Source organism: Rhodopseudomonas pentothenatexigens, assembly GCF_900218015.1.
In the GTDB taxonomy this organism is placed as follows: Bacteria; Pseudomonadota; Alphaproteobacteria; order Rhizobiales; family Xanthobacteraceae; genus Rhodopseudomonas; species Rhodopseudomonas pentothenatexigens.
Window position 1 is genome coordinate 67698 of record NZ_UFQQ01000018.1, and the last position, 24633, is coordinate 92330.

Here is a 24633-nt window from a genome sequence, read left to right on the forward strand (position 1 = left end):
CGCTCGATCTCACCGGCAGCGATCACTGCATTGGTCTCGGCCAACCGATCGCGTCCGCAAATCATCAATCGCGGAATGCCTCGTCTCGGCCAACACTACCACTACGGGTATCGAACAAGCTATTCGTGCAACGATCTTTGACGCAGGTCAAGAATATCTCGTTGGGCGGAAATTGTCGCAGAGATACCGCAATGCACGGGGGGCAGCGTCGCAAGCCACTACCGGTGAACCGAGAACCGATTAAGCTCCGCGCCGCTCATTGCTCGCCTCGAACCCGGAGAAAGCCACCTTGCCCGCCTCGCCCTGGAGCTTCGCGACCGTCACCGACCTCACCGCCGCCCTGAAGGCGAAGCAAGTTTCCGCCGTCGAACTCGCGCAGGACGCGATCGGGCGAATCGAGCGCCACGACGACAAGATCAACGCGGTGTGCGTCCGCGACTTCGACCGCGCGCTGCAGAGCGCTCGCGCCGCCGACCTGGCGCTGTCGCGCGGCGGTCGCGAGCCGCTGCTCGGGATTCCGATGACGGTGAAGGAGAGCTTCAACGTCGCCGGGCTGGCGACCACCTGGGGCTTCGTCGAGCAGAAAGACTTCGTGGCGGAGCACGACGCGCTGGCGATCGAGCGCGTCAAGGCCGCCGGGGGCGTGATCCTCGGCAAGACCAACGTGCCGGTCGCGCTCGCCGACTGGCAGAGCTACAATGAGATCTACGGCACCACCAACAATCCGTTCGATCTGTCGCGCACGCCCGGCGGCTCGTCCGGCGGGTCCTCGGCCGCGCTCGCGGCCGGTTACGGCGCGCTGTCGCTCGGCTCCGACATCGGCGGCTCGCTGCGGGTGCCGGCGTTTCATTGCGGTGTCTACGCCCATAAGCCGACCTTCGCGCTGTGCCCGGCGCGCGGCCACACCCCGCCGCCGTTTCCGCCGCTGCCGTCCAATCGCGACCTGTCGGTGATCGGGCCGATGGCACGTTCGGCCGCAGATCTGGCGCTGCTGCTCGACGTCATCGCCGGCCCCGATCCGATTTTCGACGGCATCGCCTACCGGCTCGACCTGCCGGCCGCCCGGCATACCGCACTGAAGGATTTCCGGGTTCTGCTGCTGGATACCCATCCGCTGCTGCCGACCGGCGCAGCGGTGCACGGCGCCCTGCAGACGCTGGCGGGCGGCCTGACCAAGGCCGGCGTCAGCGTCGCCCGCTCCTCGCCGTTGCTGCCGGATCTCGCCGAGACCTCGCGGCTGTACATGCGGATGCTGCTGTCGTTCCTCGCCGCCGGCTGGGCGCCGGCGGACTACGCCGGTGCGCAGGCGATGGCCGCGCAGCTCGACGCCAAGGACGACAGCCTTGCCGCCGAGCGGCTGCGTGGCGTCGTGCTCAGCCACCGCGACTGGGTGAGTGCGGATTCGCGCCGCACCGGGCTGCGGGCGCAATGGCACGCGCTGTTCAAATCGTTCGACGCGGTGATCTGCCCGGTAATGCCGACGCCGGCCTACACCCAGGATCACTCCGAGCCGCAGGAAGACCGCCGCATCGACATCGACGGCAAGGCCTATCCCTATGTCGATCAGCTGGTGTGGCCCGGCATCGCCACCCTGCCCGGCCTGCCGTCGACCGCGATCCCGGTGGGGATGTCGGACGACGGCCTGCCGGTAGGCGTGCAGATCGTCGGCCCGTGGCTGGAAGACCGCACGCCGCTGAAGCTGGCCGAACTGATCGAACGCGAGTTCGGCGGCTTCACGCCGCCGAAGGCATTTGTCGATTAGTTCGCGACGAAGGTCACCACAATCCGTCGTCATTGCGAGCGAAGCGAAGCAATCCAGAGCCCGAGCACAGCGCTAGATTGCTTCGTCGGCTTCGCTTCCTCGCAATGACGGGAAGAGATTTCAGACCTCGTACACTACGCCGTCAGCAGCGGCGCGATCTCCTCCATGGTGGCGGCGCGGTCGCCGAGCAGGTGATCGGCGATCGCGAGTTCGAGCCTGCCGTCCTGATGGGCGAACGGATCGGGCTGATACAGCCGATGCTGGATTGCGAGCCGTGACAGCAGCACGCGGCGGGCGTCGCCGCGCATCGCTCCGATCCGCGCGCCTTCCCAGGCGAACGCCACCGCGCTGGCGACATGATACAGCGCGCTAGTTGCGCGGCGGGCGTCGGCCTCGTTCTCGCTGCTGCGCGCCACATCGCGGGCGAAGCCGATCGAGCGGTCGATCAGCCCGCGCAGCCGGTCGCGCCACGCCTGCGGCACGCGTGCCGCGTCGTCGAGCCGGGCGTGCAGATCGGCGGCGAGCGCCGACTCTGCGCCGTGGCGGCCGATCGCGCGCTTCAGCGCATCGATCGCCACGATGTTGCCGGTGCCTTCCCAGATCGAGCCGAGATGCGCGTCGCGGAGCAGCCGGGCGGTGGCGAATTCCTCGACATAGCCGATGCCGCCGCGCATCTCGAGCGCGTCGCCGCAGACTTTGCGCGCATCGCGGGTGGCACGGAATTTCAGCGTGGGCGTGAGAATACGCAGCAGCGCCGCAGCGTCCTGGCTGCCGCCCTCGGCGCGGTCGAGCGCGTCGGCGGTGAGGAAGCTGATCGACATTCCCTGCTCGGTCGGCAGCAGGATCTTCATCAATTGCCGCCGCGCCAGCGGCAAATCGACGATCCGGCTGCCGAACACCACGCGGTTGTTCGCCACGGTGATCGCATCGTGCCAGGCACGCCGCATCAAGGCGGTCGACTTGACGCCGTTCGACAGCCGCGACGAGTTCACCATCTCGGCCATCTGCACGAAGCCGCGGTCGAGCTTGCCGACCGCGTAGGCGATCGCGCCTTCGAGCTTGATCTCGCCCGACGCCATCGAGCGGGTGCCGAGCTTGTCCTTCAGACGCACGATCCGGTAGTGATTTTGCGAACCGTCGTCGAGAAAGCGCGGCATCAGGAACAGGCCGACCCCGCGGGTGCCGGGCCCGGCACCCTCGGGCCGCGCCAGCAGCATCACCACCTTGGCGTCGGCGTTGGAGCAGAACCACTTCTCGCCGTACAGGCGCCAGTGATCGCCTTCCGGCACCGCCACCGAAGTCAGCGTGCCGACGTCGGAGCCGCCTTCCTTCTCGGTCATGAACTGACCGCCTTGCGTCAGCAGCGTCATGTCGGTCTGGGTCAGGCCGTCGAGATATTTCGCCTTCAATTCGGCGCTACCGAATTTCGACAGCAGCTTGGCGCAGCCGTCGGTGACGTTGATCGGGCAGCCCATGCCGAATTCGGTCTCGTTGAATAAAAGCGTGAATGCGTGCTTCGCGGTCACCGGATAAACTTCCGGCCAGCCCATGATGCCCTTGCGGTGCGACAGCGCGTGGATCCCGAAGGTGCCGAACGCGGCGTTCTCGAGCTCGCGATACGCCGGGTGGTACTCGACGGATTGCGCGTCGCGGCCGAACCGGTCGCGCTGATGCAGAATCGGCGTGTGACGATCGGCGAGCCGCGCGCAGTCGTCGAGCCGGCCGCCGGCCAGCGCACCGAGCGCATCGAGATGCGGCTCGATGTGATCGACCAGCGCTGTCGGCAGATGGATGCGGAGCAGATCGGCGAGCGACGGATCGGCGCGATAGAAATTCAGTCCGGTGGTATCGGGCGCGATCAGATTCGCGGCGTTGCCGGGCTTGGCCGCGGGCGCGGCGGCTTGTTTGTTTCCTGCCAACATGTGCAACTCTTATTTTGCTCTTCGGGGCCTGTCAGATGCTATAAGCCCGAACCGCAGCCTGCACAAAGCTGCCCGCCACCACAATCATCCAAGGACGCGCGACGGGTTCCGCCCGGCGGAATTGCGCAGCCGCATCGACGCCGATGGAACTAACTACCCTCATTGTCCTGATCGCCGGCGCGCTGTGCGGCGGCTTCGTCTCCGGCCTGTCCGGCTTCGGCATGGCGCTGGTGTCGCTGGGGTTCTGGCTGTACGTCTTCCCGCCGACGCTGTCGGTGCCGCTGGTGCTGCTGTGCTCGATGGCCTCGCAGGCGTCGACGATGCGGATGGTGTGGCAGCACATCGATTTCAAGCTGGTGACGCCGTTCCTGGTCGGCGGTCTCGCCGGGGTGATCCCGGGCAGCATCCTGGTGGCCTATGCCGACCCGTGGGGCTTCAAGCTGTTCGTCGGCCTGTTCCTGCTGATCTTCCCGCCGGCGCTGTATTTCACCCCGCCGATGGCGCTGACGTTCGGCGGTCGCTGGATGGACGGCGTAATCGGCTGGATCGGTGGCGTGATGGGCGGCTTCGCCGGACTGTCCGGCCCGCCGCCGATCCTGTGGGCGAGCATCCGTGGCTGGGACAAGCATCAGCGCCGCGGCGTGTTTCAGGCGTTCAACTCCACGGTGCTGATCGCCGCGCTGATCCTGCAGACCGCACACGGGCTGGTGACGCGCGAGGTGCTGCAGGCGGCGCTGTTCGCGCTGCCCGCGATCCTGATCGGCGCCTGGCTCGGCGCCCGGACCTATCACGCGCTGAGCGACCGCTCGTTCCGCAACGTGGTGCTGGCGCTGCTGTTTCTCTCCGGCGTCAGCCTGGTATGGAGCAGCCTCGCCGCGCTGCATTGAGCTGCCGAGCGATCAGGCGCGCCAGAACGGCTTGGCGGTCTCGTGGATCATGTCACCGCGCGACAGGCCGAGGTCGCGCAATTCGCGCGCGGAGAAACCGGCGAGGTCGGTGCGCCCGCTCCGCCGCCTGCGCCACAGCGCGAGTGTCGCGCCGAGCCGAGCCCACACACCTCTGCTCCGGCGCCGATCGATGGTCGCGCAGTCTGAGCACGTCGACATCGCAGCCTTCCCGGACATGTCGTACCGGCGCGAAGTATCCGCCCCGGCAGGGTCCGGCCACAAACGACATTTCCGCCGGGATCGCTGAGATAATCTCATGGCCTCCGCCGGCCTGCCGACGGCGCAAGATCAGCTTGCCGGAGCCCCGGCAGTTCTGTCTCGTAAGCGCGAGGCGAGCGCCGATTCGCCGATGATCCGAACGGTCACGCGCAGACTGCCGGCGACCGCCAACACGGGGCGATCCAATGATGAACGAGCTGCTGCCGCTGGCGGAAAAGGTCGCGCTCAGGCTGATCGCGCAGAAGCAGACCATCGCGGTGGCCGAGTCGTCGACCGGCGGCTTGATCGCCGCGGCGCTGCTCGCCGTGCCCGGCGCCTCGGCGTACTTCCTGGGCTCGGCGGTGGTCTATACCCGGCAGGCGCGGCGCGTGCTGATGGACATTCCCGATGCCGACATGAAGGTGGAGGGCATGCGGTCGTCGTCGGAGCCTTATGCCGAGCTTTTGGCGAAACAGATCCGCTCCCGGCTCGGCGCCGACTGGGCGCTGTCGGAGACCGGCGCCGCAGGCCCCTCAGGCAATCGCTACGGCGATGCCGCCGGCCACACCTGCATCGCCGTGGCCGGGCCGCAGCAGGCGGTGATGACGCTGGAGACGGCGAGCGCCGACCGCGTCGACAACATGCAGGTGTTCGCCGCCACCGCGCTCACGTTCCTGCTGCACACGATGTCGAGCTGAGCGCGGCTCGGCACCCTCGCACGAAAGTCGGCAACTGAGGTCAAAGATTCTCCGCGTCATTGCGAGGAGCGTAGCGACCAAGCAATCCAGGGGTCAGCGCCCGCAGCTCCTGGATTGCTTCGCTCCGCTCGCAATGACGCGCAGCATCAGGTGATCGCGCGGACCAGCGCCAGCCCAGCGAACAGCCCGGCGATCGCCAGCACCACCGAGCCGAGCACGTACAGCGCCGCCAGCCCGATCGCGCCGCGTTCGTACAGCAGCGCCGCGTCGAGCGAGAATGCCGAGAACGTGGTGTAGCCGCCGAGGATGCCGGTCATCAGGAACAGCCGGAAGTGCTGCGACGAGCCGCCCTTGAACGCGAAGTAGCCGGCGATCAGCCCCATCACGATCGAGCCGGTCACGTTGATCAAGAAGGTGTGGTAGGGAAACGCGGTGCCGAGCAGCCGGCCGCTGAAGGTGTTGATGAAGTGGCGCAGCATTGCGCCGAGGCCGCCGCCTACGAACACCACGAGATAGGCCATCCGAGAATTGCTCCGTATCCGATCGTCGCCGTGAATTCGTTCTTGCAGCAGCCGGGGTGCGACCGCAAGCCGCATCGCCGGGCGCCGCTGCCAAAAGAAACGGCGGCCGCACCGCGACCGCCGCTTCCGACCAGCGCTCGCGGCGCCGTGATCAGGCCTTCGAGTACATCTCCTCGACGTACTCCCAGTTGATCAGATTCTCGACGAACGCCTTCAGGTAGTCCGGGCGGCGGTTGCGATAGTCGATGTAGTAGGAGTGCTCCCAGACGTCGACGCCAAGGATCGGGACGGCGCCGTGCACCAGCGGATTCTCGCCGTTCGGGGTCTTGGAGATTTCGAGCTTGCCGTTCTTGACCGCGAGCCAAGCCCAGCCCGAGCCGAACTGGCCGGCGCCGGCGGCGGCGAAATCGGTCTTGAACTTCTCGAAGCCGCCGAGATCCTCGTCGATCTTCTTGGCCAGCGCGCCGGGCAGCTTGGTGCCGCCGCCGTTCGGCTTCATCCACTTCCAGAAGTGGATGTGGTTGTAGTGCTGGGCGGCGTTGTTGAACAGCGGGGCGTTCTTATTGAACGAGCCCTTGACCACCTCCTCGAGCGACTTGCCCTCGAATTCGGTGCCCTTCAGCAGGTTGTTGCCGTTGGTGACATACGCCTGATGATGCTTGTCGTGGTGATATTCGAGTGTCTCCTTCGACATGTACGGCTGCAGCGCGTCGTAGGCATACGGCAATTCGGGAAGCGTGAAGGTCATGATGCATTTCCACGATGGGTGGGGGACGTCGTCTTAACGGGAACTCTTATAAAAGGTTCCCGTCCTGGACCCAATATCTATTCTAACTTGCAACAGCGTGACGCAGCGCCAGCGCCGCAGCCAATACCGCTGCGGCATGAATGGCTTACCGCTTGCGGGCGACCGTACCGTCGAGGTACGACCGGCGCCCGCGGCCCGGATCAGGCCGTCGCCGGCACCACCAGCTCGTCGCGCTTGCGCGGCGGCTGGACGTTCATCAGCATCTGGGCGCAGCCGGCGATCAGCCCGATCAGCACCGCCGCCTGCCAGGCCCGATCGTAATTGCCGAGATGGTCGTAGATCACCCCGCCGCCCCAGGCGCCGAGGAACGAGCCGACCTGATGGCTGAGGAAGGCGATGCCGGTCAGGGTCGCCATGTAGCGCAGCCCGAACAGCTGCGCGACCAGGCCGTTGACCAGCGGGATTACCCCGAGCCACAGCGACCCCATGATGGCGGCGAACACAAGGGTCGAGCCCGCCGACGCCGGGAAATAGAAATACGCCGCGACCGTCAGCGAACGCACGATGTAGATGCCGCCGAGCAGATACTGTTTGGGGAATTTGCCGCCGAGCCAGCCGAACGCGTAGGAGCCGAACACGTTGAACAGGCCGATCACCGCCAGCGCCGAGGCGCCGAGCGACGGATCGAGGCCGCAGATCGCCAGATAGTTCGGCAAATGCGTGGTGATGAACACCAGCTGCAGGCCGCAGACGAAGAACGCGATCGCCATCACCACGAAGCCGGAATGGCCGAGCGCGGCCTGCACCACCTCGCCGGCCGACTGCTTGACGTCGTCGGCCTTTTCGATCTCCAGCTTGTCGGCACGGCCGGCGAACAGCGCCGACGGCAGCATCGCCGCTGCGAGGCCGAGAAAGCCGATCAGCGCCATCTGCCAGCCGGCGGTCGAGATCAGCGTCTGCGCCAGCGGCGAGGCCAGCACCAGGCCGAGCGAGCCGGCAGCCGAGACCGCGCCCATCGCCACGCTGCGCTTGGCCGGCGACACGGTACGTGACGTCACCGTCATGGTCATGCTGGAGGCGGTGCACGACAGCGCAATGCCGACACAGACGCCGCAGCCGAGCGTGAACATCAAGGCCGAGTCGGCCACCATCATGAGGACGAGTCCGGCCGCATAGACCACGACGCCGCCCAGCATCACCCAGCGGGTGCCGTAGCGATCGGCGAGCAGGCCGACCATCGGCTGGGTGACGCCCCAGATGATATTCTGCAGCGCTGTGGCGAAGGAGAAGTCGGCGCTGGTGATACCGACGTCGCGGATCACCGAGGGCTGAAACAGCCCGAAGCTCTGGCGCATGCCCATCGCGAGGCTGAGCAGCACCGAGGCGCCGATCAGGATCGACCAGCGCTGAAACGGACTGAGCTGAGCAGCCTTCATGAGCCAATTCCTTCCCCGGAGAATATTTATTCGTCTTCATGCCCTGGTTTGGGAGATTTGACCATCCGTGCCGGCGGTATCCTGGTTCTGCGCAAGATGCAGGGGTGACGGGGCCGAACCATCGCCGGATCGAGCCCTGCGCCGGACGCCGTCACGCCCGCGCGCGGCGCAACGCCCCGGCGCTTGTGCACGGCGGGCGCTCCCGTTTATTGTATGTTGATCATAATACAAAAAGACCGCCTCGCCGACGCGAGGCGGGATCCGGGGAGCGACCGCATGACCATCGAAGCACCCGCCGACGCGCCGCTGCCCGCACCGCCGCCGAACCGGCTGCTGACCGCGCCGATCCTGCCGACACTGCTGCGGCTGGCGACGCCCAATGCCATCGCGATGCTCGGCACCGCTTTGGTGGCGGTGGCCGAGACTTCGTACATTGGCCGGCTCGGCACCGAACCGCTGGCGGCGATCGCGCTGGTGTTTCCGTTCGCGATGCTGACGCAGATGATGTCGGCCGGCGCGATGGGCGGCGGCGTGTCGTCTGCGGTCAGCCGTGCGCTCGGTGCCGGCGATCCGCTCCGCGCCGGCGTCTTGGCGCTGCATGCGATCCTGATCGGGATCGGCGGCGGCCTGCTGTTCACGCTGGTGATGCTGACGTTCGGCCGCTCGCTGTTCGCACTGCTCGGCGGCCGCGGCGAAGTGCTGGAGCAGGCCTGCAGCTATTCGGTCGTGCTGTTCTCCGGCGCGGTTTCGATCTGGCTGGTGAACACGCTCGCCTCGATCCTGCGCGGCACCGGCGACATGATCCTGCCGTCCGCGGTGCTGCTCGGCGTCGCGGCTCTGCAGGTGGTGATCGGCGGCGCGTTGGGCCTCGGCCTGTTCGGCATGCCGCGGCTCGGCATGCCCGGCGTGGCCTCGGGCCAGACGATCGCCTTTACGGTCGGCGCAGTGTTTCTGCTGATCTATCTGATCAGCGGCCGCAGCCGGCTGCGGCTGCACCTGCGGTCGTTTCGTCTGCAGCGCCCGATTCTCACCGACATCCTCAAGGTCGGTGCGCTCGCCTGCCTTGCGCCGCTGCAATCAGTGCTGACGATCCTGATCTTCACCAAGGTGCTGGCGAGCTACGGCACCGCGACGCTGGCCGGCTACGGCATCGGCTCGCGGCTGGAATTCCTGCTGATCCCGATCGCGTTCGCGGTCGGCGTCGCCTCGATCCCGATGGTCGGAATGGCGGTCGGCGCCGGCGACATCGTACGGGCGCGGCGCGTGGCCTGGACCGCCGGCGCGGTCTCCGCATTGATCGTCGGAGCGGTCGGTGGCGTGCTGGCGATCTGGCCGTCGCTATGGGTGTCGCTGTTCACCACCGACCCGGCCGTCACTGCGGCGGCGCATGCCTACTTCCACCTCGCCGGCCCCGGCTTCGGATTCTTCGGCCTCGGTGTGACGCTGTACTTCGCCAGCCAGGGCGCCGCCAAGGTCGGCGGCCCGGTGCTGGCCGCGACCGCGAGGTTGGTGCTGGTGGCCGTCGGCGGCGCCGCGCTGGTCGCCTTCGGGGCGCCGGCGTCGGCGATGTTCGCGATGGTGGCGGTCGCCATGGTGGTTTATGGCCTCGGCAGCGCCGCCGCGATCCACCTGACACGCTGGGTCAAGTGAATCGGATTTATCCACGACGCGCAGCGGGGGTCACACGATTGCACGAATCGGGCGCTCTGTTATCCAACCGCCCGCCGCACTGCTTCTGAATGCTGGTCGCGGCTCCCCGCGCGTATCGTTTGGAGGTATGGAATGGCCGTTCGGTCTGGTTTCGTCGTTGCTGCCCTGGCTGCCCTGGTGTCGCTGTCGCCCACAGGGACGACCGCCCAATCGGCCGGCCCGCAGGGAACCTGGCTGACTCAGGCCGGCGACGCCAAAGTGCGGATCAAGAGCTGCGGCAATGCGCTGTGCGGCACCATCGTCTGGCTGAAGCAGCCGACCGATCCGAACACCGGCCAGCCGCAGGTCGACGACAAGAACGCCAATCCGCAGCTCGCCTCGCGGCCGATCGTCGGCCTGCAGATCTTCGGCGACATGCGCCCGGTGTCGCAGGGCAAATGGAGCGGCCACATCTACAACGCCGACGACGGCAAGACCTACGAGAGCAGCATCTCGCACACCGGCCCAACCACGCTGCTGGTCGAAGGCTGCGTCGGCACGCTGTGCGGCGGCGAGACCTGGACGCTCACGCGCTGAGCGGCGCGCCGCGGCGCTCGCCGGGCAACGCCTTCAGGGCCAGCGCTGCGGACGCATAGCCTCCGCCGGCGCCGTCGATGAAATGCACGTGATCGCTGCGCGCCACCGACGGCGTGAAGCACGTCACCATCGCCGATTGCTGCCGCGACACGCCGTAGCGCGCGACCCCCGCGGCCTGCGCCGCTGCCAGCTTGTGTTCGAGCGCGGCGGCGAGCTCCGGCGCGCAGTCGACCACCATGCGCAGGCCGTCGTCGTATTTGCGGAAGTCGGAGTTGTCCGCCAGTTCGGCCAGATAGCGTCGCGGCACGAAGCCGCTGACCGTGATGCCGAGGCGGATGATCAGATAACTGAACAGCGTCCGGACCAGCAGGCCGGCGCGGCGCATCGCCAGCGATCCGCCGCGCCCGGTGCGCGCCTCGAGGTCGAAGCCCCGCGGCGGCCAGCGCAAGCCGGGTCCTTCGCTCGGCACCGGCCGTCCCGCCTCCGGGCTGCGTTCGACCAGGGCCACAATGTCTTCGATCAGCGAGCGATAGGCCGTGTCATCGGCCTGCGCGGTCGGTACGATCAGGACCGACAGGATGACGCCGCGCCGCGCCGGCACTTCCTCGAACCGGCACGACAGGCCGGAGAGGTCCGGCATCGTGCCGCGCGGCGACGGCGGGATCGAGAATTCGCCGCGCTTCATCGCCGCTTCGGCCCAGCCCAATCCGCCGCCGGCGAACATCGCGTAGCTGACGTGCGGCGACGGCGCGAAGCGGGCGACGCGGACTTCCAGCTCGTTGGCGCGGATCGCCGTGACCGGGACCAGCGCGATCCGCATCGTCAGGTCGAGCTCGTCGCGCACCCAGGCCGCCGTCGCCGCCAGCGCGTCACGGGCCGCAGCCACGTCAGCCGGCGCCACCGCGAAGCCGGCGCCGTCGCCGCCGAACACGAACGGGAATTCGCGGCCCTCGAGTGCGTTGGTCACCGCCGCGATCACCGCCGCCCCGGCCATATTGACGGATTTGTAGCGCTGCTCGGCGATCGCGCGGGTGGAGTCGACGATATCGGCGACGCCGATGATCCAATCGTCCGGCAGCGGCACATAGAGCGACGGGTCCATCAGGCTGCCAAAGCCTCGAAACACCGCGACGCCGTCGTAGAAATCACCACTGTCGCCTGCGCTCATACCGCCCGGCTCTCCTCGATTGGATCGCGATGAGGTCCGTCCGCAAGCCTGATCGGTTGCGAACGGCCGCGCGTCAGTCGCTGCCCGAGCACAGGCCGAGTGCGGCGGCGATCGTGCCACGCCCGCATCGTGTCAGCGTGATATCGGAATACAGCCCGTAGGCGAACACGGCCAGGGCCAGTAGGAAGATGATGCCAAGCGATTTCACGTCCGATGTCCGGTTCGCCACCAGTGGTGCAAGCGCAGCGCCCGCTGGCGGCCGAGGTCGTGTCCGTTAGATCAGATCGGGAGCGGAAGGATCAAGCCGGGGGGCGATCAAGCAAGCGTCCATCAGATCGCGGCGCCGAACTGTTGCTCCAGTTCCGACATCCGAATGATCATCGCACGTCGACGATCAAACGGCAGATCCTTGAATCCCCAGCTCGCGTAGAACCCGCGGACGCCGTCGTCGAGCGGATGAGTGACCACGCCGACACATCCCACGATCTCCGCGGCACGCAGCGCCGACTTCAACGCGAACTGCAGCAAGGAAGCGGCGTGCCCCTGACCTTGATAAGCCTTGTCCACTGCAAGCTGGCCCAGCAGCAAGACCGGCACCGGATCCGGCTGGTTGCGCTGCTGCTGTGCCACCAGCCCAAGCAGACTGCCTATCCGTTGGAATTACGTAATCCACGGCAGGCGACACCGTCCCTTTGGCCGATCCTGAATTCAGATAATATATTGATACGAATTATAAAAATTCGATCTTCGAGCGACTTTGGCCGATCTCTTGGCCGATCTTCAGTTTAGCTGTCGCGCAGGCTGCAAGATCGTCAAGTGCCGCAGGCGCCACCCAATCGGTCTCGACCCATCGCCTTAGCTTCAAGACATGAAAAAGCCCGCACGCGGCGGGCTAAATCATTGATCTGACGATCGAGATTTGGTTGCGGGGATAGGATTTGAACCTATGACCTTCAGGTTATGAGCCTGACGAGCTACCGGGCTGCTCCACCCCGCGTTAAACCTTGCGCGGCTTTCAGAAAACCGACGACCATCAACGCCTTGAAGCGCTGATCGATCCTCCCGGAGGCTTCCTGAGAAGGTGCCCGGGGCGAATGCCCGGGGCGCGAGGGGTGTCTACCAACACCGGGGGGATTTGCAAAGCCCCAAGGGAGGATTTGGGCGAAGATTTTCAAGATTATATGACGGACGGAACCGGGTGTGGTTGCCGGATCGTCTTTCCCCTGCGACACTTCGGCAAAATCGGCCCATTCGGCAACAAAACGGGCAGCGCAGGGAGCGAAAGATGGACCAGCCGGTCGGCGGTTTCGGGGGCAATGCGCTCCACGACAGCTTTCATCGCATGTTCGAGATCTCACGGGCTGAACCACCGCCGACGCTGGAGCAGCGCCAGGACCGGCTCGCCCGGCTGCGCGCGCTGATCAAGGACAACGAAAAACGATTCGAGCAGGCGATCTCCGCCGATTTCGGCCATCGCTGCGCGACCGAGACGCTGATCGCCGAAACGCTCAGCCTGCTCGGCGACATCAAGCACACCTCGCGGCATCTCAAGCGCTGGATGGCGCCGCGCAAGGTGTCGACCCAGCTTCAGTTCCTGCCGGGCAAGAACCGGCTGCTGCCGCAGCCGCTCGGCGTGGTCGGGGTGATCGCGCCGTGGAATTATCCGCTGCAGCTCACCATCGCGCCGGCGATCGGCGCGATCGCCGCCGGCAACCGGGTGATGATCAAGCCGAGCGAATTGTCGCCTCACTTCACAACGCTCCTGCAGGAGACCGTCGCGGCCAAGTTCGATGCCAGCGAGATGATGGTGACGGGAATCGAGCCCGGCGTCGCCGAGGCGTTCGCCCGGCTGCCATTCGATCACCTGATGTTCACCGGCTCGACCCGGGTCGGCCGCATCGTCGCGGCGGAGGCGGGCAAGAACCTCACCCCGGTCACACTCGAACTCGGCGGCAAATCGCCGACCATCGTCGACCGCTCCGCCGATCTCGACGAGGTGGCGCCGCGGATCGCCTACGCCAAGCTGATGAACGCCGGACAGACCTGCATCGCGCCCGACTACGTGCTGGCGCCGCAGGACCGGGTCGAAGCCCTAGCCGGCAAGATCTGGGGCGCGATGCAGCAGATGTGGGGCACCGATCCGGCCAATCCGGACTACACCTCGATCATCGCCGAGCATCACTATGCGCGGCTGAAGGGCCTGGTCGACGACGCGGTCGCGCACGGCGCGCGGCTGCTGCAGCCGGCCTCCGCGAGCGACGCGGCGTGGGCCGGCAAGCGCAAATTCCCGCCGACCCTCGTGCTCGGCGCCACGCCCGAGATGAAGATCATGCAGGAGGAGATCTTCGGTCCGCTGCTGCCGATCCTCGGCTACAGTGAGCCGACCGAGCCGATCGACTTCATCAACCGCCGCGATCGGCCGCTGGCGCTGTATTGGTTCGGCACTGATGAAGCCGCGCGCGATCAGGTGCTGGCGCGCACTGTGTCGGGCGGCGTCACCGTCAACGACTGCCTGGTGCATTTCGCCCAAGTGAACCAGCCGATGGGCGGCGTCGGCGCCTCGGGCACCGGCGCGTATCACGGCGAATGGGGCTTCAATACCTTCACCAAGATGAAGCCGGTATTCTATCGCTCGCCCTACAACCGGTTCGCCGATCTGTATCCGCCCTATGGCGGAAAGATCGCGCGGCTGTCGAAGATGCTGCGCCTGATGTCGTAGCAAGAGACGTCCCGCACGGCCGAAGAAGCCGGCGGCAACAAACAAAATAACATCGCGGAGGGAAACGCACATGAGCGAAACAGTGGATTTCGTCGTGGTCGGCGGCGGTTCAGGCGGCTGCGCCGTCGCTGGACGGCTGTCGGAAGATGCCAGCACATCGGTGGTGCTGCTCGAAGCCGGCGGCACCGCCGACAATTGGGTGGTGAAGACGCCCTACGCGCTGTCGCTGATGGTGCCGAGCAAGCTCAACAACTGGCATTTCGAGACCGTGCCGCAGCCCGGCCTCAACGGCCGGATCGGCTATCAGCCGCGCGGCAAGGGCCTCGGCGGCTCCTCGGCGATCAACGCGATGGTCTACATCCGCGGCCACAAATGGGACTACGACCACTGGGCCGAGCTCGGCAATGCCGGCTGGTCCTATGCCGACGTGCTGCCCTATTTCAAGCGTTCGGAGAACAACACCGAATTCAACGGCGCGTATCACGGCCAGAGCGGGCCGCTGCATGTCGACCGGCTGCGCACCGACAATCCGGTGCACGAGATCTTCCTGCAGGCGGCGCGCGAGGCGCAGTTCCGCATCCGCGACGACTTCAACGGCGAGGAGCAGGAAGGCCTCGGCCCGTACCAGCTCACCCAGCACAATGGCGAGCGCTGGAGCGCGGCGCGCGCCTATGTGCATCCCTACATTGGCACGCGGCCGAATTTGCGGGTCGAAACCGACGCGCAGGCGACCCGGATTCTGATCGAAGGCGGCCGCGCGGTCGGCGTCGCGTATCGGCACAACGACCAGATCCGCGAGGTCCGCGCCCGCCGCGAAGTGATCCTCGCCTCCGGAGCGTTTCAATCGCCGCAGCTCTTGATGCTGTCGGGCATTGGCGACGCCGCCGCACTGAAAACGCACGGAATCGACGTGGTGCACCATCTGCCGGGCGTCGGCCAGAATCTGCAGGACCATCCCGACTTCATCTTCGCCTATCAGTCCGACGCGCCGTACTTCACCGGCACCAGCTTCACCGGCATCGCGCGCATCCTCTCGACCATCGGTCAATATCGCCGCGAGGGCCGCGGACCGCTGACCACCAACTTCGCCGAATGCGGCGGCTTCCTGAAGACCCGGCCCGACCTCGATGTGCCCGATATCCAGCTGCATTTCGGCATGGCGATGGTCGACGATCACGGCCGCAAGCGGCACTGGGGCACAGGGTTCTCCTGCCACTTCTGCCTGCTGCGGCCGAACAGCCGCGGCAGCGTCGGGCTGAGCAGCGCCGACCCTTTCGCACCGCCACGGATCGATCCGAATTTCCTCAGCGATCCGTCCGATCTCGAAACCATGGTGGCGGGCTACAAGACCACGCAGCGGCTGATGCAGACACCGGCGCTGCGCGCGCTGCAGCAGAAGGATCTGTTCACCGCCAACGTCCGCACCGACGACGACATCCGCGCCATCCTGCGGGAGCGCGTCGACACCGTGTATCACCCGGTCGGCACCTGCAAGATGGGCGCGGACAATGATCCGGAGGCCGTGGTGGATTCAAGGCTGCGGGTGAAGGGCGTCGGATCCTTGCGCATCGTCGACGCCTCGGTGATGCCGACTTTGATCGGCGGCAACACCAACGCGCCGACCATCATGATCGGCGAGAAAGCGGCGGATATGATCCGCGAGGAGATGCGGGCGAACTGACGTCGCGTATCTCCGCGGCTCCGTCATTCCGGGGCGCGCGCAGCGCGAACCCGGAATCCAGAAGTTCAGTCCTCGCGGCGCCCGCCGCGGATGAACTCGTCGAGATTCCGGGTTCGCTCACTTCGTGAGCGCCCCGGAATGACGACGGGTAGTGCCTGCCTGCCGAGCGCACAGAACGTCCGGCTCAGTCATTCCCGGCTGCGCCCGCAGTCGAGCATGAGTGAGAAACACTCATGCTTCGTATCGCGCCGCAGCGCGTAGGAATGTCCGGTGCGCGAGCGGCACCCGCGTCCCAGAACGAAGATCGAAAGGTGAAGCCGATTGCTACCCCAGCAAGAACCCGCCATCCACCGTCACAACGCTCCCCGTCATGTAGCGCGAGGCGCTCGAGGCGAGCAGCAGGATGGCGCCGTCGAGGTCGGACTCGTGGCCGACGCGGCGCTGAGGGATGCTTTTGACCAGCTTCTCGCCGGCCGGCGTCGACCACAATTCGCGATTGATGTCGGTGTCGATATAGCCGGGCGCCAGCGCGTTCACGCGGATGCGCGAGCTCGCGAGTTCGAGCGCCATCGCCTTGGTGGCCTGGATGATGCCGGCCTTGGAGATCGCGTAGGGCGAGACGAATTTCAGCACACTCTGGCCGAGCACCGAGGCGATGTTGACGATGTTGCCGCCCTGCTGCCGCGCGATCATCCGGCGCGCGACCTCGGTGGCGAGGAAGTAAGCGCCCTTCAGATTGGCGCCGATCACCTTGTCCCAATCGGTCTCGCTGGTGTCGACCGCGAGTTTCTCGGTGGCGACGCCGGCGTTGTTGATCAGCACGGTGATCGGGCCGAGCGCGGCTTCGGCCTGATCGAGCGCGTTCGCCATCGAGCCGAGATCGGTGACATCCATCTGCACCGCCACGGCGCGGCCGCTGCCGTCCTTGATCTCCTGTTCGAGCGCTTTCAGCTTGTCGATCTGCCGCGCCGCCAGCACGATCGCGGCGCCGCGCGCGGCGAGCACGCGGGCGAATTGCCGGCCCAGCCCCTGCGAGGCGCCGGTGACCAGGATGACTTCGTTGCTGACGTCGAACAGTGGATCCATGCCGCGTTTCCCGTTGATGCGTTATGCGTTGCCCTCCCCTTACCATGCCGAAGCCGCTTGGCTAGAGTGCCGCCCTCACCGACATCGTCATCCATGCTGGAGTGAACCGTGGATCTTGGAATCAAAGGCCGCCGCGCGCTGGTGTGCGCATCGAGCAAAGGATTGGGACGTGGCTGCGCTGCGGCGCTCGCCGCCGAAGGCGTGCATGTGACGATGACCGCACGCGGCGCCGAGGCGCTGGCGCAGGCTGCAGCGGAGCTGCGCAAGGCCTATCCGGACGTCGAGATCATCGAGGTCGCCGGCGACATCACCACGCCGGAAGGCCGCGCCGCCGCGCTGAAGGCGTGCCCGGAGCCCGACATCCTCGTCAACAACGCCGGCGGTCCGCCGCCCGGCGATTTCCGCGACTGGGGCCGCGACGACTGGATCAAGGCGCTCGACGCCAACATGCTGACGCCGATCGAGCTGATCAAGGCGACCGTCGACAAGATGATCGAGCGCAAGTTCGGCCGCATCGTCAACATCACCTCGGCTGCCGTCAAGGCGCCGATCGACGTGCTCGGCCTGTCGAACGGCGCGCGCTCCGGCCTCACCGGCTTCGTCGCCGGCCTGTCGCGCAAGACGGTCCGCCACAACGTGACCATCAACGCGCTGCTGCCGGGGCCGTTCGACACCGACCGGCTGCGCGGCGTCGCGGCCGGTCAGGCCAAAGCGTCCGGCAAGCCGGCCGAGCAGATCCTGGAAGCACGGAAGAACGAAAATCCGGCGGGACGGTTCGGCACCGCGGAAGAGTTCGGCGCGGCCTGCGCCTTCCTGTGCAGCGTCCACGCCGGCTACATCACCGGCCAGAACCTGCTGCTCGACGGCGGCGCCTTCCCCGGCACGATGTAGCATCCGCCCGGACGTCGCGCCGGCAGCGTCGACGCTGCCGGCCTGCCCCTCGCCTACTTCTGGGCCGTCATCACGATCCGCACCAGATCGGTGGCGTTGCGCGCCCCGAGCTTCTTCATGATGTTGGCGCGGTGATATTCGATGGTACGCGGGCTGATGCCGAGCTGGCGACCGGCTTCCTTGTTGGTGTTGCCGGAGGAGAACAGCTCCAGCACCTCACGCTCGCGCAGCGTCAGCGGCTCCTTGCCGGGGAAATTGTAGCTCGGCGCCTTGCTGCCCTGACCGGAATCGCGCCGCCGCGAGAACGCCTCGATCGCCTCTTCGACCCGCGCGACGATCTCCTTGCCGCGGAACGGCTTCTCGATGAAGTCGAGGGCGCCGTTCTTGATGGCGTTGACCGCCATCGCGATGTCGCCCTTGCCGGAGATCATGAAAATCGGCGCCGGATAGTCTTCGGCGTGGAGCTCGGCGAGAATATCGAGTCCGGACCGGCCGGGAATATGAACGTCGAGCAGGATGCAGGCCGGGCTGCGGTTGCGCGCCACCGCAAGCAGCGATTCACCATCGGCGAAGCAGATCACCTGATAGCCCGCGGCCGACAGCACGATCGACAGGGTTTCGCGAACCGCCGGATCGTCGTCGACGACGAAGACCTCTCCCGATGATTGTTCGTTCATTGCACGACCTCCCGGTAAATAAAAACCTTGATGGAACGCACCGCTTGGCTTGAACCCGTAGTCCTACGAGGAACCAAGTTAACTCGAAGACAGCACCAAACCGTTATAGTGACCCCAGAAATCGACCGATCCGCCGGTGCTATCTGCCTGCCCGAACTAAGTGAAAAATCTCCTGCAACGTCGCAGGCAACTGCCGCCAGTTACGATCAACTGTCCCGGATGTTTCATGAAGCCGCTGAAACCCATAATCGCCCGAATATCATTATGAGCCGGATTCGAGCAAGCGAACCATACACTTCCGGCTACGGCCAGGTGGATAACCCGGCATTGCGCAACGTCCGCTCGCGCCGCGGCGAGATCGCTGGGCGTTGCGGCGACCAGCCACCCCACCCCGCTTCCGCCCTTCGCTGCTGACCGAAGGGCGCCATCGGTGTTACCGTCGACCCGCCCCAACCTGAAGCGTTCGTTGGTGACGTTGCGGCTGACGACGGTGGTACTGGTCGTCACGATCGTAGGCACCAACCTGTTGTTTCTCCGCAACCTGCGCGAAACCACGCTGCGGACCGCCGAAACCAATCTGGAGCGCTATACGCTGACCCTGGCGGAAGAAGCCGACCGCTCGTTCAAATCGGTCGATCTGCTTCTGACCAGCATCCGCGACTACGTCGCCCGCGCCGGGGTGACCGACAGCTCCTCCTATCGGAAGCTGATGTCGCAGCAGAGCGCCCATGTGCTGCTGAGCGAGAAGATCACCGGCCTGCCGCAGGTCGAAGCCGTCACCATGATCGATCAGACCGGAAAGCTGATCAACTTCTCCCGCTACTGGCCGATTCCAGACGTCGACGTCTCCGACCGCGATTATTTCAAGATACTCAGCAGCGACGGGACCCGCTCCAGCTTCGTCAGCGAACCGGTCAGGAACCGCGGTTCGGGCACTTGGAACCTCTATCTGGCGCATCGCCTGAACGACCCCGACGGCGCATTCGTCGGCCTCCTGCTCGGCGCGATTTCACTGTCCTACTTCGAGAACTTCTTCGCAGCGACGTCGCCAGGAGCCGACACGCACATCTCGCTGGTGCGGTCCGACGGCATGCCGCTGGTCAGCTATCCCAGATCCGACAGGATCGGCTTGCCGGTTCCCGACGCGGATCGGCTTGTCGCGCCGGCGGGAGGCCGGCCGCGCGATACGTCCGGTCCGAAGACGCAGCTGCGCGGCGCGCGCATGCTCCCGAATTACCCGATCGTGGTCCAGGCGACGCAATCCGAGGAAAGCGCACTGCGGACCTGGCAGGACATGGCCGCACTGATGATCGCGATGTCGTTGATCAGCGCCCTGGTGATCATCACCGGCAGCGTGGCGATCGCCCGCTGGTGGGGCAAGCAGAACCTTTATGCCGAAGCCGCCGAGGCGGCGAGCGCCGCCAAGTCCAGCTTCGTGGCGATGATGAGCCACGAGATCCGCACCCCGATGAACGCGGTGATCGGTCTCGCCACCAACCTGCTCGAGACCCGCCTCGATCCAGACCAGCGTCAGGCGGTCGCCGGCATCCACGACGCAGGCGACAATCTGCTGCAGATCCTCGACGACATCCTCGACTTCTCCAAGCTCGAAGCCGGCCGGCTCAGCCTCGAGCCGATTCCGTTCGCGCCGCGCAGCATCGTCGAGAACACTCTCAGCGTGATCGGTCCGCGTGCGGTCGCCAAGGGGCTGGTGATCCGCCAGGAGACTCGCGGGGAGATTCCGGAGACGCTGACCGGCGATGCCGGACGCATCCGCCAGGTGCTGCTCAACCTGCTGTCCAACGCGGTGAAGTTCACGGCGGCCGGCGAGATCGTTGTGACCACCGAATGCGTCGAACGCGATGCGGCCACCGCGCGAATGCGATGGACGGTGACCGATACCGGCATCGGCATCGCCGCCGACAAGATCGATTCCCTGTTCCAGGATTTCGTCCAGGCAGACAGTTCGATCAGCCGCCGGTTCGGCGGCTCGGGTCTGGGCCTGGCGATCAGCAAGCGACTGATCGAGCAGATGGGCGGCCAGATCGGCGTCACCTCGGCGCCCGGCCGCGGCTCGGAATTCCACTTCTCGCTGACGCTGCCGATCGCCGACGAAGTCGCACCGCCCGAGCAGGAAGACCAGGACGTCTATGCGCAATTCCGCGCCCGGATCGAGGCCGCTGGACGGCCGCTCCGAATCCTGGTGGTCGACGACAATCCGACCAACCGCGCGATCGCGGCGCAGATGCTCGGCGAATTCCGCGTCCAGACCAACACCGCCTGCGACGGCACCGAGGCGGTCACCGCGGCGACGCGGTTCGGTTACGACGTCATCCTGATGGATGTGCGGATGCCGGAGATGGACGGGCTCGACGCAACCCGCGCGATCCGCGCGCAGGGAGGGCCGCTCGCCACCGTGCCGATCATCGCTTTCACCGCCAACGCCTTCGCCGAGGACGCCGCCGCCTGTCGGTCCGCCGGCATGAACGACCACGTCGCCAAGCCGGTGCGGAAGAAGGCGCTCGTCGAAGCGATCCTGCGTGCGCTGCCGCCCTTGCCGTCAACCGCGCCCGTCGCCATCGGGCATTCGACCGTGGCCAAAGCGGTCCAGCACCCCGCAGTGCAAGTCGCCGCCGTTGCTGCGGAAGCACCACCTGTCGATGCGGTGCGGGCGCGGCAGCTCTATGTCGGCCGCAAAGCATTCGGCCACCTCGTCGACGAGATCGGCGAGGACGCCACCTTGGCGGTGCTCTCGGTGTTCGTCCGCGATACCGAGCAGCGCATCGCGCTGTTCGAAACGCTGGATGTGACCGCCGACCACCGCCGGATCGAGCGCGAGGCGCATTCGCTGAAGAGTGCGGCCGCCACCTTCGGTCTCGGACAGCTGTCGGCGCTGGCGCGCCAGCTCGAGCAGACCGCGCCGCACCTGTCGCAGAGCGACTATCTGGCGCTGACCGGCCGTCTCAAAGACGCTTTCGCCGCGGCCGGCCGGGCACCGTCCGACGACGATCGATTGGTCGAACTGGCCGGCTGAGCGCGCGGCGGCGCCGCTCAGGCCTCGCGCCGCAGCGGGATCGCCGCGTCGCCACGGACCGCGGGGCCGCGCGCCGTCCAGGTCCGGTACCAATCGACGAAGGCGTCGCTGCGCAGCGCGCGCGAAAACTCGAAGCCCTGGCCGATATCACAGCCGAGCGCATCGAGGGCGTGCCAGGTCGCGGCGTCTTCGATGCCTTCGGCCACGACTTTCATATTGTACTGATGCGCGATCGCGACCGACGACGACACGATCTTCCACATGTCGGCGTCGGTGAGGCAATCCTTGACGAAGGACCGATCGATCTTCAGCTCGCTGAACGGCATCCGCGCCAGCGCCGAGAGCGACGAATAGCCGGTTCCGAAATCGTCCATCGAGATGCCGATGCCCTTCAGGCGAAGCCGCAGCAGCACGTCCATGGCGCGGCCGACGTCGGCCATCGCGGTGGTCTCGGTCACTTCGATCATCAGCGACCGCGCCGGCACGCCGATCTCGGCGAGCAGGCGTTCGACCTCTTCCGGCAGCGAGGTGTCGGACAGCAGCGAGGCCGACAGATTGACCGCGACGACGAATTTCGGCTCGGTCGGCAGGAACGAGGCCGCGAACGTCATCGAGTCCCGCAGCATCCGCAGCGTCATCGCCTTGATCAAGCCGCCCTGCTCGGCGAGCGGAATGAAGACGTCCGGACCGACCGGACCGAACCTCGCGCTGTCCCAGCGCGCGAGCGCCTCGCAGCCGGTCACCTTGCCGGTGGCGAGATCAATCTTCGGCTGAAACGCAGCATAGACTTCCCCGCTGTCGAGACCGCGACGAAGGTCATCGACGGTGATCTCGGACAGGCGCGCATCGACGCCGCGCCGCGACGCCGCTGCTTCCTGGAACGGCGACAGTGCAACGCGGAGCAGAGCGAGATCAATCGGCTTCGGCAGCGAAATGGTGTCGAGCATGCCGACCGCGTGAGCCATCCTCACCGTGGCATTGAGGATGCGTTCTTCACATCCGCTGATGATGATGATGCGGCGCGGCTTGGCCTCGGTCTGCGCGATCAGCCGCAACAGCTCGATGCCGTCGTGATCGCCGAGCGACAGATCGATCGTGATGTAGTCGAACCGGCCGTTCGCGAGATGCTCCGCCGCTTGGTGATAGGACGAGGCGAAACGTGGGCGGTAGCCGAGCTTGGTGCAGACCCCGCTGACGATCGCGCCTTGCACCGGATCGTCGTCAACCACGAGAACATCGACCGCCGTTTCGGGGGTGATTGGATTTGGCATCGCCGCGCTCGCTGTTCAGGCTCCTCGGTGGCTAACGATCCGCCGTCGGTTTCGGACCGGTCGCCCGTCATCATCGGGTTTCTGGCGCGTCGGCAAGGGCATGTGGTAAGCAGCCACCAAACCAACACCAACCATCGCGCGAAAAGATACTAGCACTCGACTGTTGAAAGAAGCTTCCGCAGTTCTCGGACCTGCGCCGCCTGCGTGAATGTCGTTAGCAATCCCCTGCGATTTCGCGGAAATTTGTGCGGATAGTTCACGCGACGCGATCGTCGCGGCCGGAAGCCTTGACGCTCTTGTTGCGGGTGCTGAGGAAGCGGACGTCGATCTCCGAGCCGTTGACGCGGATCAGCTCGCAGCGGCGATAGGCGAGACCCGTCGACGACAGCAGAAGAAAGAACTCCTTCAGGTTCAACCCTTCGATCGAGCCCTCGAGTTCGAGCTCGGCGTCGACGGCGGACACCGCCTTGAGCACGCAGTTGCGCCGCCAAGTGCCGTCGATGCCCATGATCCAGACGTGATAACCGCGTCCGAATGACACCCGTTCCGGTCCGCCGGTTTCGGACGCCACGGTGTTCTCCCTATCGCCCGGTCAGGGCATTGACTTTGAATCCGCCGCCAGCGGCCAGTCCCGGCGCCGTCGACGCAGCCGGGTTGTTCGGCAGGTAGACGCCGCGGCGTTTCGGACAGATGCGGTAGGCGTCGGTGAGTCCGACCACGGTCTCGGCCGCGCCCAGGAACAGATAGCCGTCCGGCTCTGTGACCCGCATCAGCCGGTTGAAGATGTCGGACTTGGTCGCCTGATCGAAATAGATCAGCACATTGCGGCAGAAGATCACGTCGAACTTGCCGAGCGCGGTGAAGTCCTGCAGCAGGTTGAACTGCCGGTACTGCACCATCGAGCGGACGTCGGCGTTGAGCTGCCACATCGTGCCGACCTGCTTGAAGTACTTCACCAGAAGCTGGATCGGCAGCCCGCGCTGCACCTCGAACTGAGTGTAGAGGCCGGCCTTGGACTTCTCCAGCACTTCCGGCGACAGGTCGGTGGCGATGATCTCGATCCGCCAGCCGGCGAGCTCGGCGGACTTCTCCTTGAGCAGCATCGCCAGCGAATACGGCTCCTGGCCGGTGGACGACGCCGCGCACCAGATCCGCAGCGACTTGCGTCCAGCGCGGGCCTTGATGAGGTCCGGGATCACGCTGTCCTTGAAATGATCGAACGGCGTCTTGTCGCGGAAGAAGAACGTCTCGTTGGTGGTCATCGCTTCGACGACGTCGTGGATCAACGCCTCGGATCCCGCCTTCATCTTCTGCACCAGGTCGGTGATGCCGGGCACGCCCGCCTTGCGGGCGAGCGGCAGCAAGCGGCTCTCGAGCAGATACTTCTTGTCAGCCGACAACACCAGGCCGGAACGGTCCTTGAGCAGCTTCTGCAGGTACTCGTAATCGAGCGGTGTCATGCGGTCCTTCCCGGGAGAATTCGAGGGCGATGAGCTTGGTTCGGCGCGCTACGTCATGCAGCCATACGTTGGGTTGCGATTTCGAGGACTTTATCGACGTCGAGGACGACCATGAGCTGTCCGTCGAGGCGGTGGACGCCGTTGGCGAAGGAGGCCATGCGGGGATCGAGGTTGACCGGGTTGGTCTC

The 24633-nt window shown here is 66.1% G+C and carries 22 protein-coding genes, 1 tRNA gene and 1 pseudogene; 9 read left to right on the forward strand and 15 right to left on the reverse strand.

Annotated elements, in window-relative coordinates; all coding sequences use genetic code 11:
• Positions 1-289: 289 nt before the first annotated feature.
• Complete coding sequence (locus DWA33_RS17250; RefSeq protein WP_114359601.1) at positions 290-1762, forward strand: amidase; 1473 nt, start codon at positions 290-292, stop codon at positions 1760-1762.
• Positions 1763-1896: 134 nt separating this feature from the next.
• On the opposite strand, the gene DWA33_RS17255 is transcribed toward DWA33_RS17250, so the two are convergent.
• On the reverse strand, positions 1897-3684 hold the full coding sequence (locus DWA33_RS17255; protein WP_114359553.1) for an acyl-CoA dehydrogenase family protein: 1788 nt from the start codon (positions 3682-3684) through the stop codon (positions 1897-1899).
• Between the two features lie 143 nt (positions 3685-3827).
• Here DWA33_RS17255 and DWA33_RS17260 point away from each other — a divergent pair, with 143 nt between their 5' ends.
• The gene (locus DWA33_RS17260; RefSeq protein ID WP_114359555.1) at positions 3828-4571 is read left to right on the forward strand and encodes a sulfite exporter TauE/SafE family protein; all 744 of its coding nucleotides are present in this window, start codon (positions 3828-3830) and stop codon (positions 4569-4571) included.
• A 12-nt stretch (positions 4572-4583) separates the two neighbouring features.
• Here the strand turns inward: DWA33_RS17260 and DWA33_RS17265 are convergent, their stop codons facing one another.
• Entirely contained in the window at positions 4584-4739 is a 156-nt protein-coding gene (locus DWA33_RS17265; RefSeq protein ID WP_244601329.1) for a DUF1127 domain-containing protein, read from the reverse strand.
• A gap of 299 nt (positions 4740-5038) precedes the next feature.
• On the opposite strand from DWA33_RS17265, the gene DWA33_RS17270 reads away from it, so the two are divergent.
• Positions 5039-5527, forward strand: coding sequence for a CinA family protein (locus tag DWA33_RS17270; RefSeq protein WP_114359606.1), 489 nt, complete (start codon positions 5039-5041; stop codon positions 5525-5527).
• 146 nt (positions 5528-5673) lie between these two features.
• On the opposite strand, the gene crcB is transcribed toward DWA33_RS17270, so the two are convergent.
• From crcB to DWA33_RS17285, 3 genes are all read right to left on the reverse strand, one after another.
• On the reverse strand, positions 5674-6048 hold the full coding sequence (gene crcB / locus DWA33_RS17275; protein ID WP_114359557.1) for a fluoride efflux transporter CrcB: 375 nt from the start codon (positions 6046-6048) through the stop codon (positions 5674-5676).
• 151 nt (positions 6049-6199) lie between these two features.
• Complete coding sequence (locus tag DWA33_RS17280; RefSeq protein ID WP_114359559.1) at positions 6200-6796, reverse strand: superoxide dismutase; 597 nt, start codon at positions 6794-6796, stop codon at positions 6200-6202.
• 200 nt (positions 6797-6996) lie between these two features.
• On the reverse strand, positions 6997-8232 hold the full coding sequence (locus DWA33_RS17285) for an MFS transporter (protein WP_114359561.1): 1236 nt from the start codon (positions 8230-8232) through the stop codon (positions 6997-6999).
• A 276-nt stretch (positions 8233-8508) separates the two neighbouring features.
• Between DWA33_RS17285 and DWA33_RS17290 the strand changes: the two genes are divergently transcribed.
• Together DWA33_RS17290 and DWA33_RS17295 are read left to right on the forward strand one after the other, a co-directional pair.
• Complete coding sequence (locus DWA33_RS17290; RefSeq protein ID WP_114359563.1) at positions 8509-9882, forward strand: MATE family efflux transporter; 1374 nt, start codon at positions 8509-8511, stop codon at positions 9880-9882.
• A gap of 132 nt (positions 9883-10014) precedes the next feature.
• Positions 10015-10458, forward strand: a complete 444-nt coding sequence (locus tag DWA33_RS17295; protein ID WP_114359565.1) for a DUF2147 domain-containing protein — start codon at positions 10015-10017, stop codon at positions 10456-10458.
• Here DWA33_RS17295 and DWA33_RS17300 read toward each other — a convergent pair.
• The 4 genes from DWA33_RS17300 to DWA33_RS17310 all read right to left on the reverse strand — a co-directional run bounded on the left by DWA33_RS17300 (position 10448) and on the right by DWA33_RS17310 (position 12623).
• Positions 10448-11626: a DUF3095 domain-containing protein gene (locus DWA33_RS17300; RefSeq protein ID WP_114359567.1), complete on the reverse strand. Its 1179-nt coding sequence runs from the start codon at positions 11624-11626 to the stop codon at positions 10448-10450. The genes DWA33_RS17295 and DWA33_RS17300 overlap by 11 nt on opposite strands.
• A gap of 73 nt (positions 11627-11699) precedes the next feature.
• Positions 11700-11834, reverse strand: coding sequence for a hypothetical protein (locus DWA33_RS25615; RefSeq protein WP_283808612.1), 135 nt, complete (start codon positions 11832-11834; stop codon positions 11700-11702).
• A gap of 122 nt (positions 11835-11956) precedes the next feature.
• A complete protein-coding gene (locus DWA33_RS17305; protein ID WP_244601330.1) occupies positions 11957-12256 on the reverse strand; it encodes a GNAT family N-acetyltransferase in 300 nt (99 codons plus the stop codon).
• A gap of 290 nt (positions 12257-12546) precedes the next feature.
• Positions 12547-12623 (reverse strand) — tRNA-Met (locus DWA33_RS17310).
• A gap of 288 nt (positions 12624-12911) precedes the next feature.
• Here DWA33_RS17310 and DWA33_RS17315 point away from each other — a divergent pair.
• Together DWA33_RS17315 and DWA33_RS17320 are read left to right on the forward strand one after the other, a co-directional pair.
• Entirely contained in the window at positions 12912-14345 is a 1434-nt protein-coding gene (locus DWA33_RS17315) for a coniferyl aldehyde dehydrogenase (protein WP_114359569.1), read from the forward strand.
• Positions 14346-14415: 70 nt separating this feature from the next.
• The gene (locus tag DWA33_RS17320; protein ID WP_114359571.1) at positions 14416-16026 is read left to right on the forward strand and encodes a GMC family oxidoreductase; all 1611 of its coding nucleotides are present in this window, start codon (positions 14416-14418) and stop codon (positions 16024-16026) included.
• Between the two features lie 324 nt (positions 16027-16350).
• On the opposite strand, the gene DWA33_RS17325 is transcribed toward DWA33_RS17320, so the two are convergent.
• Positions 16351-17112 (reverse strand): SDR family NAD(P)-dependent oxidoreductase, encoded by a 762-nt coding sequence (locus DWA33_RS17325; RefSeq protein ID WP_114359573.1) that lies wholly within the window; start codon positions 17110-17112, stop codon positions 16351-16353.
• Between the two features lie 108 nt (positions 17113-17220).
• Here DWA33_RS17325 and DWA33_RS17330 point away from each other — a divergent pair, with 108 nt between their 5' ends.
• Positions 17221-18003: an SDR family oxidoreductase gene (locus DWA33_RS17330; RefSeq protein ID WP_114359575.1), complete on the forward strand. Its 783-nt coding sequence runs from the start codon at positions 17221-17223 to the stop codon at positions 18001-18003.
• Between the two features lie 53 nt (positions 18004-18056).
• On the opposite strand, the gene DWA33_RS17335 is transcribed toward DWA33_RS17330, so the two are convergent.
• Positions 18057-18680: a response regulator transcription factor gene (locus DWA33_RS17335; RefSeq protein ID WP_114359577.1), complete on the reverse strand. Its 624-nt coding sequence runs from the start codon at positions 18678-18680 to the stop codon at positions 18057-18059.
• A gap of 430 nt (positions 18681-19110) precedes the next feature.
• Here DWA33_RS17335 and DWA33_RS17340 point away from each other — a divergent pair, with 430 nt between their 5' ends.
• On the forward strand, positions 19111-21714 hold the full coding sequence (locus DWA33_RS17340; protein ID WP_114359579.1) for a hybrid sensor histidine kinase/response regulator: 2604 nt from the start codon (positions 19111-19113) through the stop codon (positions 21712-21714).
• 17 nt (positions 21715-21731) lie between these two features.
• On the opposite strand, the gene DWA33_RS17345 is transcribed toward DWA33_RS17340, so the two are convergent.
• The 4 genes and pseudogenes from DWA33_RS17345 to DWA33_RS25490 all read right to left on the reverse strand — a co-directional run.
• A complete protein-coding gene (locus tag DWA33_RS17345) occupies positions 21732-22985 on the reverse strand; it encodes an EAL domain-containing response regulator (protein ID WP_114359581.1) in 1254 nt (417 codons plus the stop codon).
• 256 nt (positions 22986-23241) lie between these two features.
• Entirely contained in the window at positions 23242-23556 is a 315-nt protein-coding gene (locus tag DWA33_RS17350) for a PilZ domain-containing protein (protein WP_114359584.1), read from the reverse strand.
• A 10-nt stretch (positions 23557-23566) separates the two neighbouring features.
• Complete coding sequence (locus DWA33_RS17355) at positions 23567-24445, reverse strand: CheR family methyltransferase (RefSeq protein WP_114359586.1); 879 nt, start codon at positions 24443-24445, stop codon at positions 23567-23569.
• Between the two features lie 53 nt (positions 24446-24498).
• Positions 24499-24633, reverse strand: a pseudogene (locus tag DWA33_RS25490) (chemotaxis protein CheW); the annotation flags it as partial.

Coding starts and splice junctions, on each gene's coding strand:
- DWA33_RS17285 (WP_114359561.1), bottom strand. CDS start 8,232: ATGAAGGCTGCTCAGCTCAGTCCGTTTCAGCGCTGGTCGATCCTGATC.
- DWA33_RS17315 (WP_114359569.1), top strand. CDS start 12,912: ATGGACCAGCCGGTCGGCGGTTTCGGGGGCAATGCGCTCCACGACAGC.
- DWA33_RS17335 (WP_114359577.1), bottom strand. CDS start 18,680: ATGAACGAACAATCATCGGGAGAGGTCTTCGTCGTCGACGACGATCCG.
- DWA33_RS17255 (WP_114359553.1), bottom strand. CDS start 3,684: ATGTTGGCAGGAAACAAACAAGCCGCCGCGCCCGCGGCCAAGCCCGGC.
- DWA33_RS17300 (WP_114359567.1), bottom strand. CDS start 11,626: ATGAGCGCAGGCGACAGTGGTGATTTCTACGACGGCGTCGCGGTGTTT.
- DWA33_RS17280 (WP_114359559.1), bottom strand. CDS start 6,796: ATGACCTTCACGCTTCCCGAATTGCCGTATGCCTACGACGCGCTGCAG.
- DWA33_RS17355 (WP_114359586.1), bottom strand. CDS start 24,445: ATGACACCGCTCGATTACGAGTACCTGCAGAAGCTGCTCAAGGACCGT.
- DWA33_RS17320 (WP_114359571.1), top strand. CDS start 14,416: ATGAGCGAAACAGTGGATTTCGTCGTGGTCGGCGGCGGTTCAGGCGGC.
- DWA33_RS17290 (WP_114359563.1), top strand. CDS start 8,509: ATGACCATCGAAGCACCCGCCGACGCGCCGCTGCCCGCACCGCCGCCG.
- DWA33_RS17270 (WP_114359606.1), top strand. CDS start 5,039: ATGAACGAGCTGCTGCCGCTGGCGGAAAAGGTCGCGCTCAGGCTGATC.
- DWA33_RS17260 (WP_114359555.1), top strand. CDS start 3,828: ATGGAACTAACTACCCTCATTGTCCTGATCGCCGGCGCGCTGTGCGGC.
- DWA33_RS17325 (WP_114359573.1), bottom strand. CDS start 17,112: ATGGATCCACTGTTCGACGTCAGCAACGAAGTCATCCTGGTCACCGGC.
- crcB (WP_114359557.1), bottom strand. CDS start 6,048: ATGGCCTATCTCGTGGTGTTCGTAGGCGGCGGCCTCGGCGCAATGCTG.
- DWA33_RS17345 (WP_114359581.1), bottom strand. CDS start 22,985: ATGCCAAATCCAATCACCCCCGAAACGGCGGTCGATGTTCTCGTGGTT.
- DWA33_RS17295 (WP_114359565.1), top strand. CDS start 10,015: ATGGCCGTTCGGTCTGGTTTCGTCGTTGCTGCCCTGGCTGCCCTGGTG.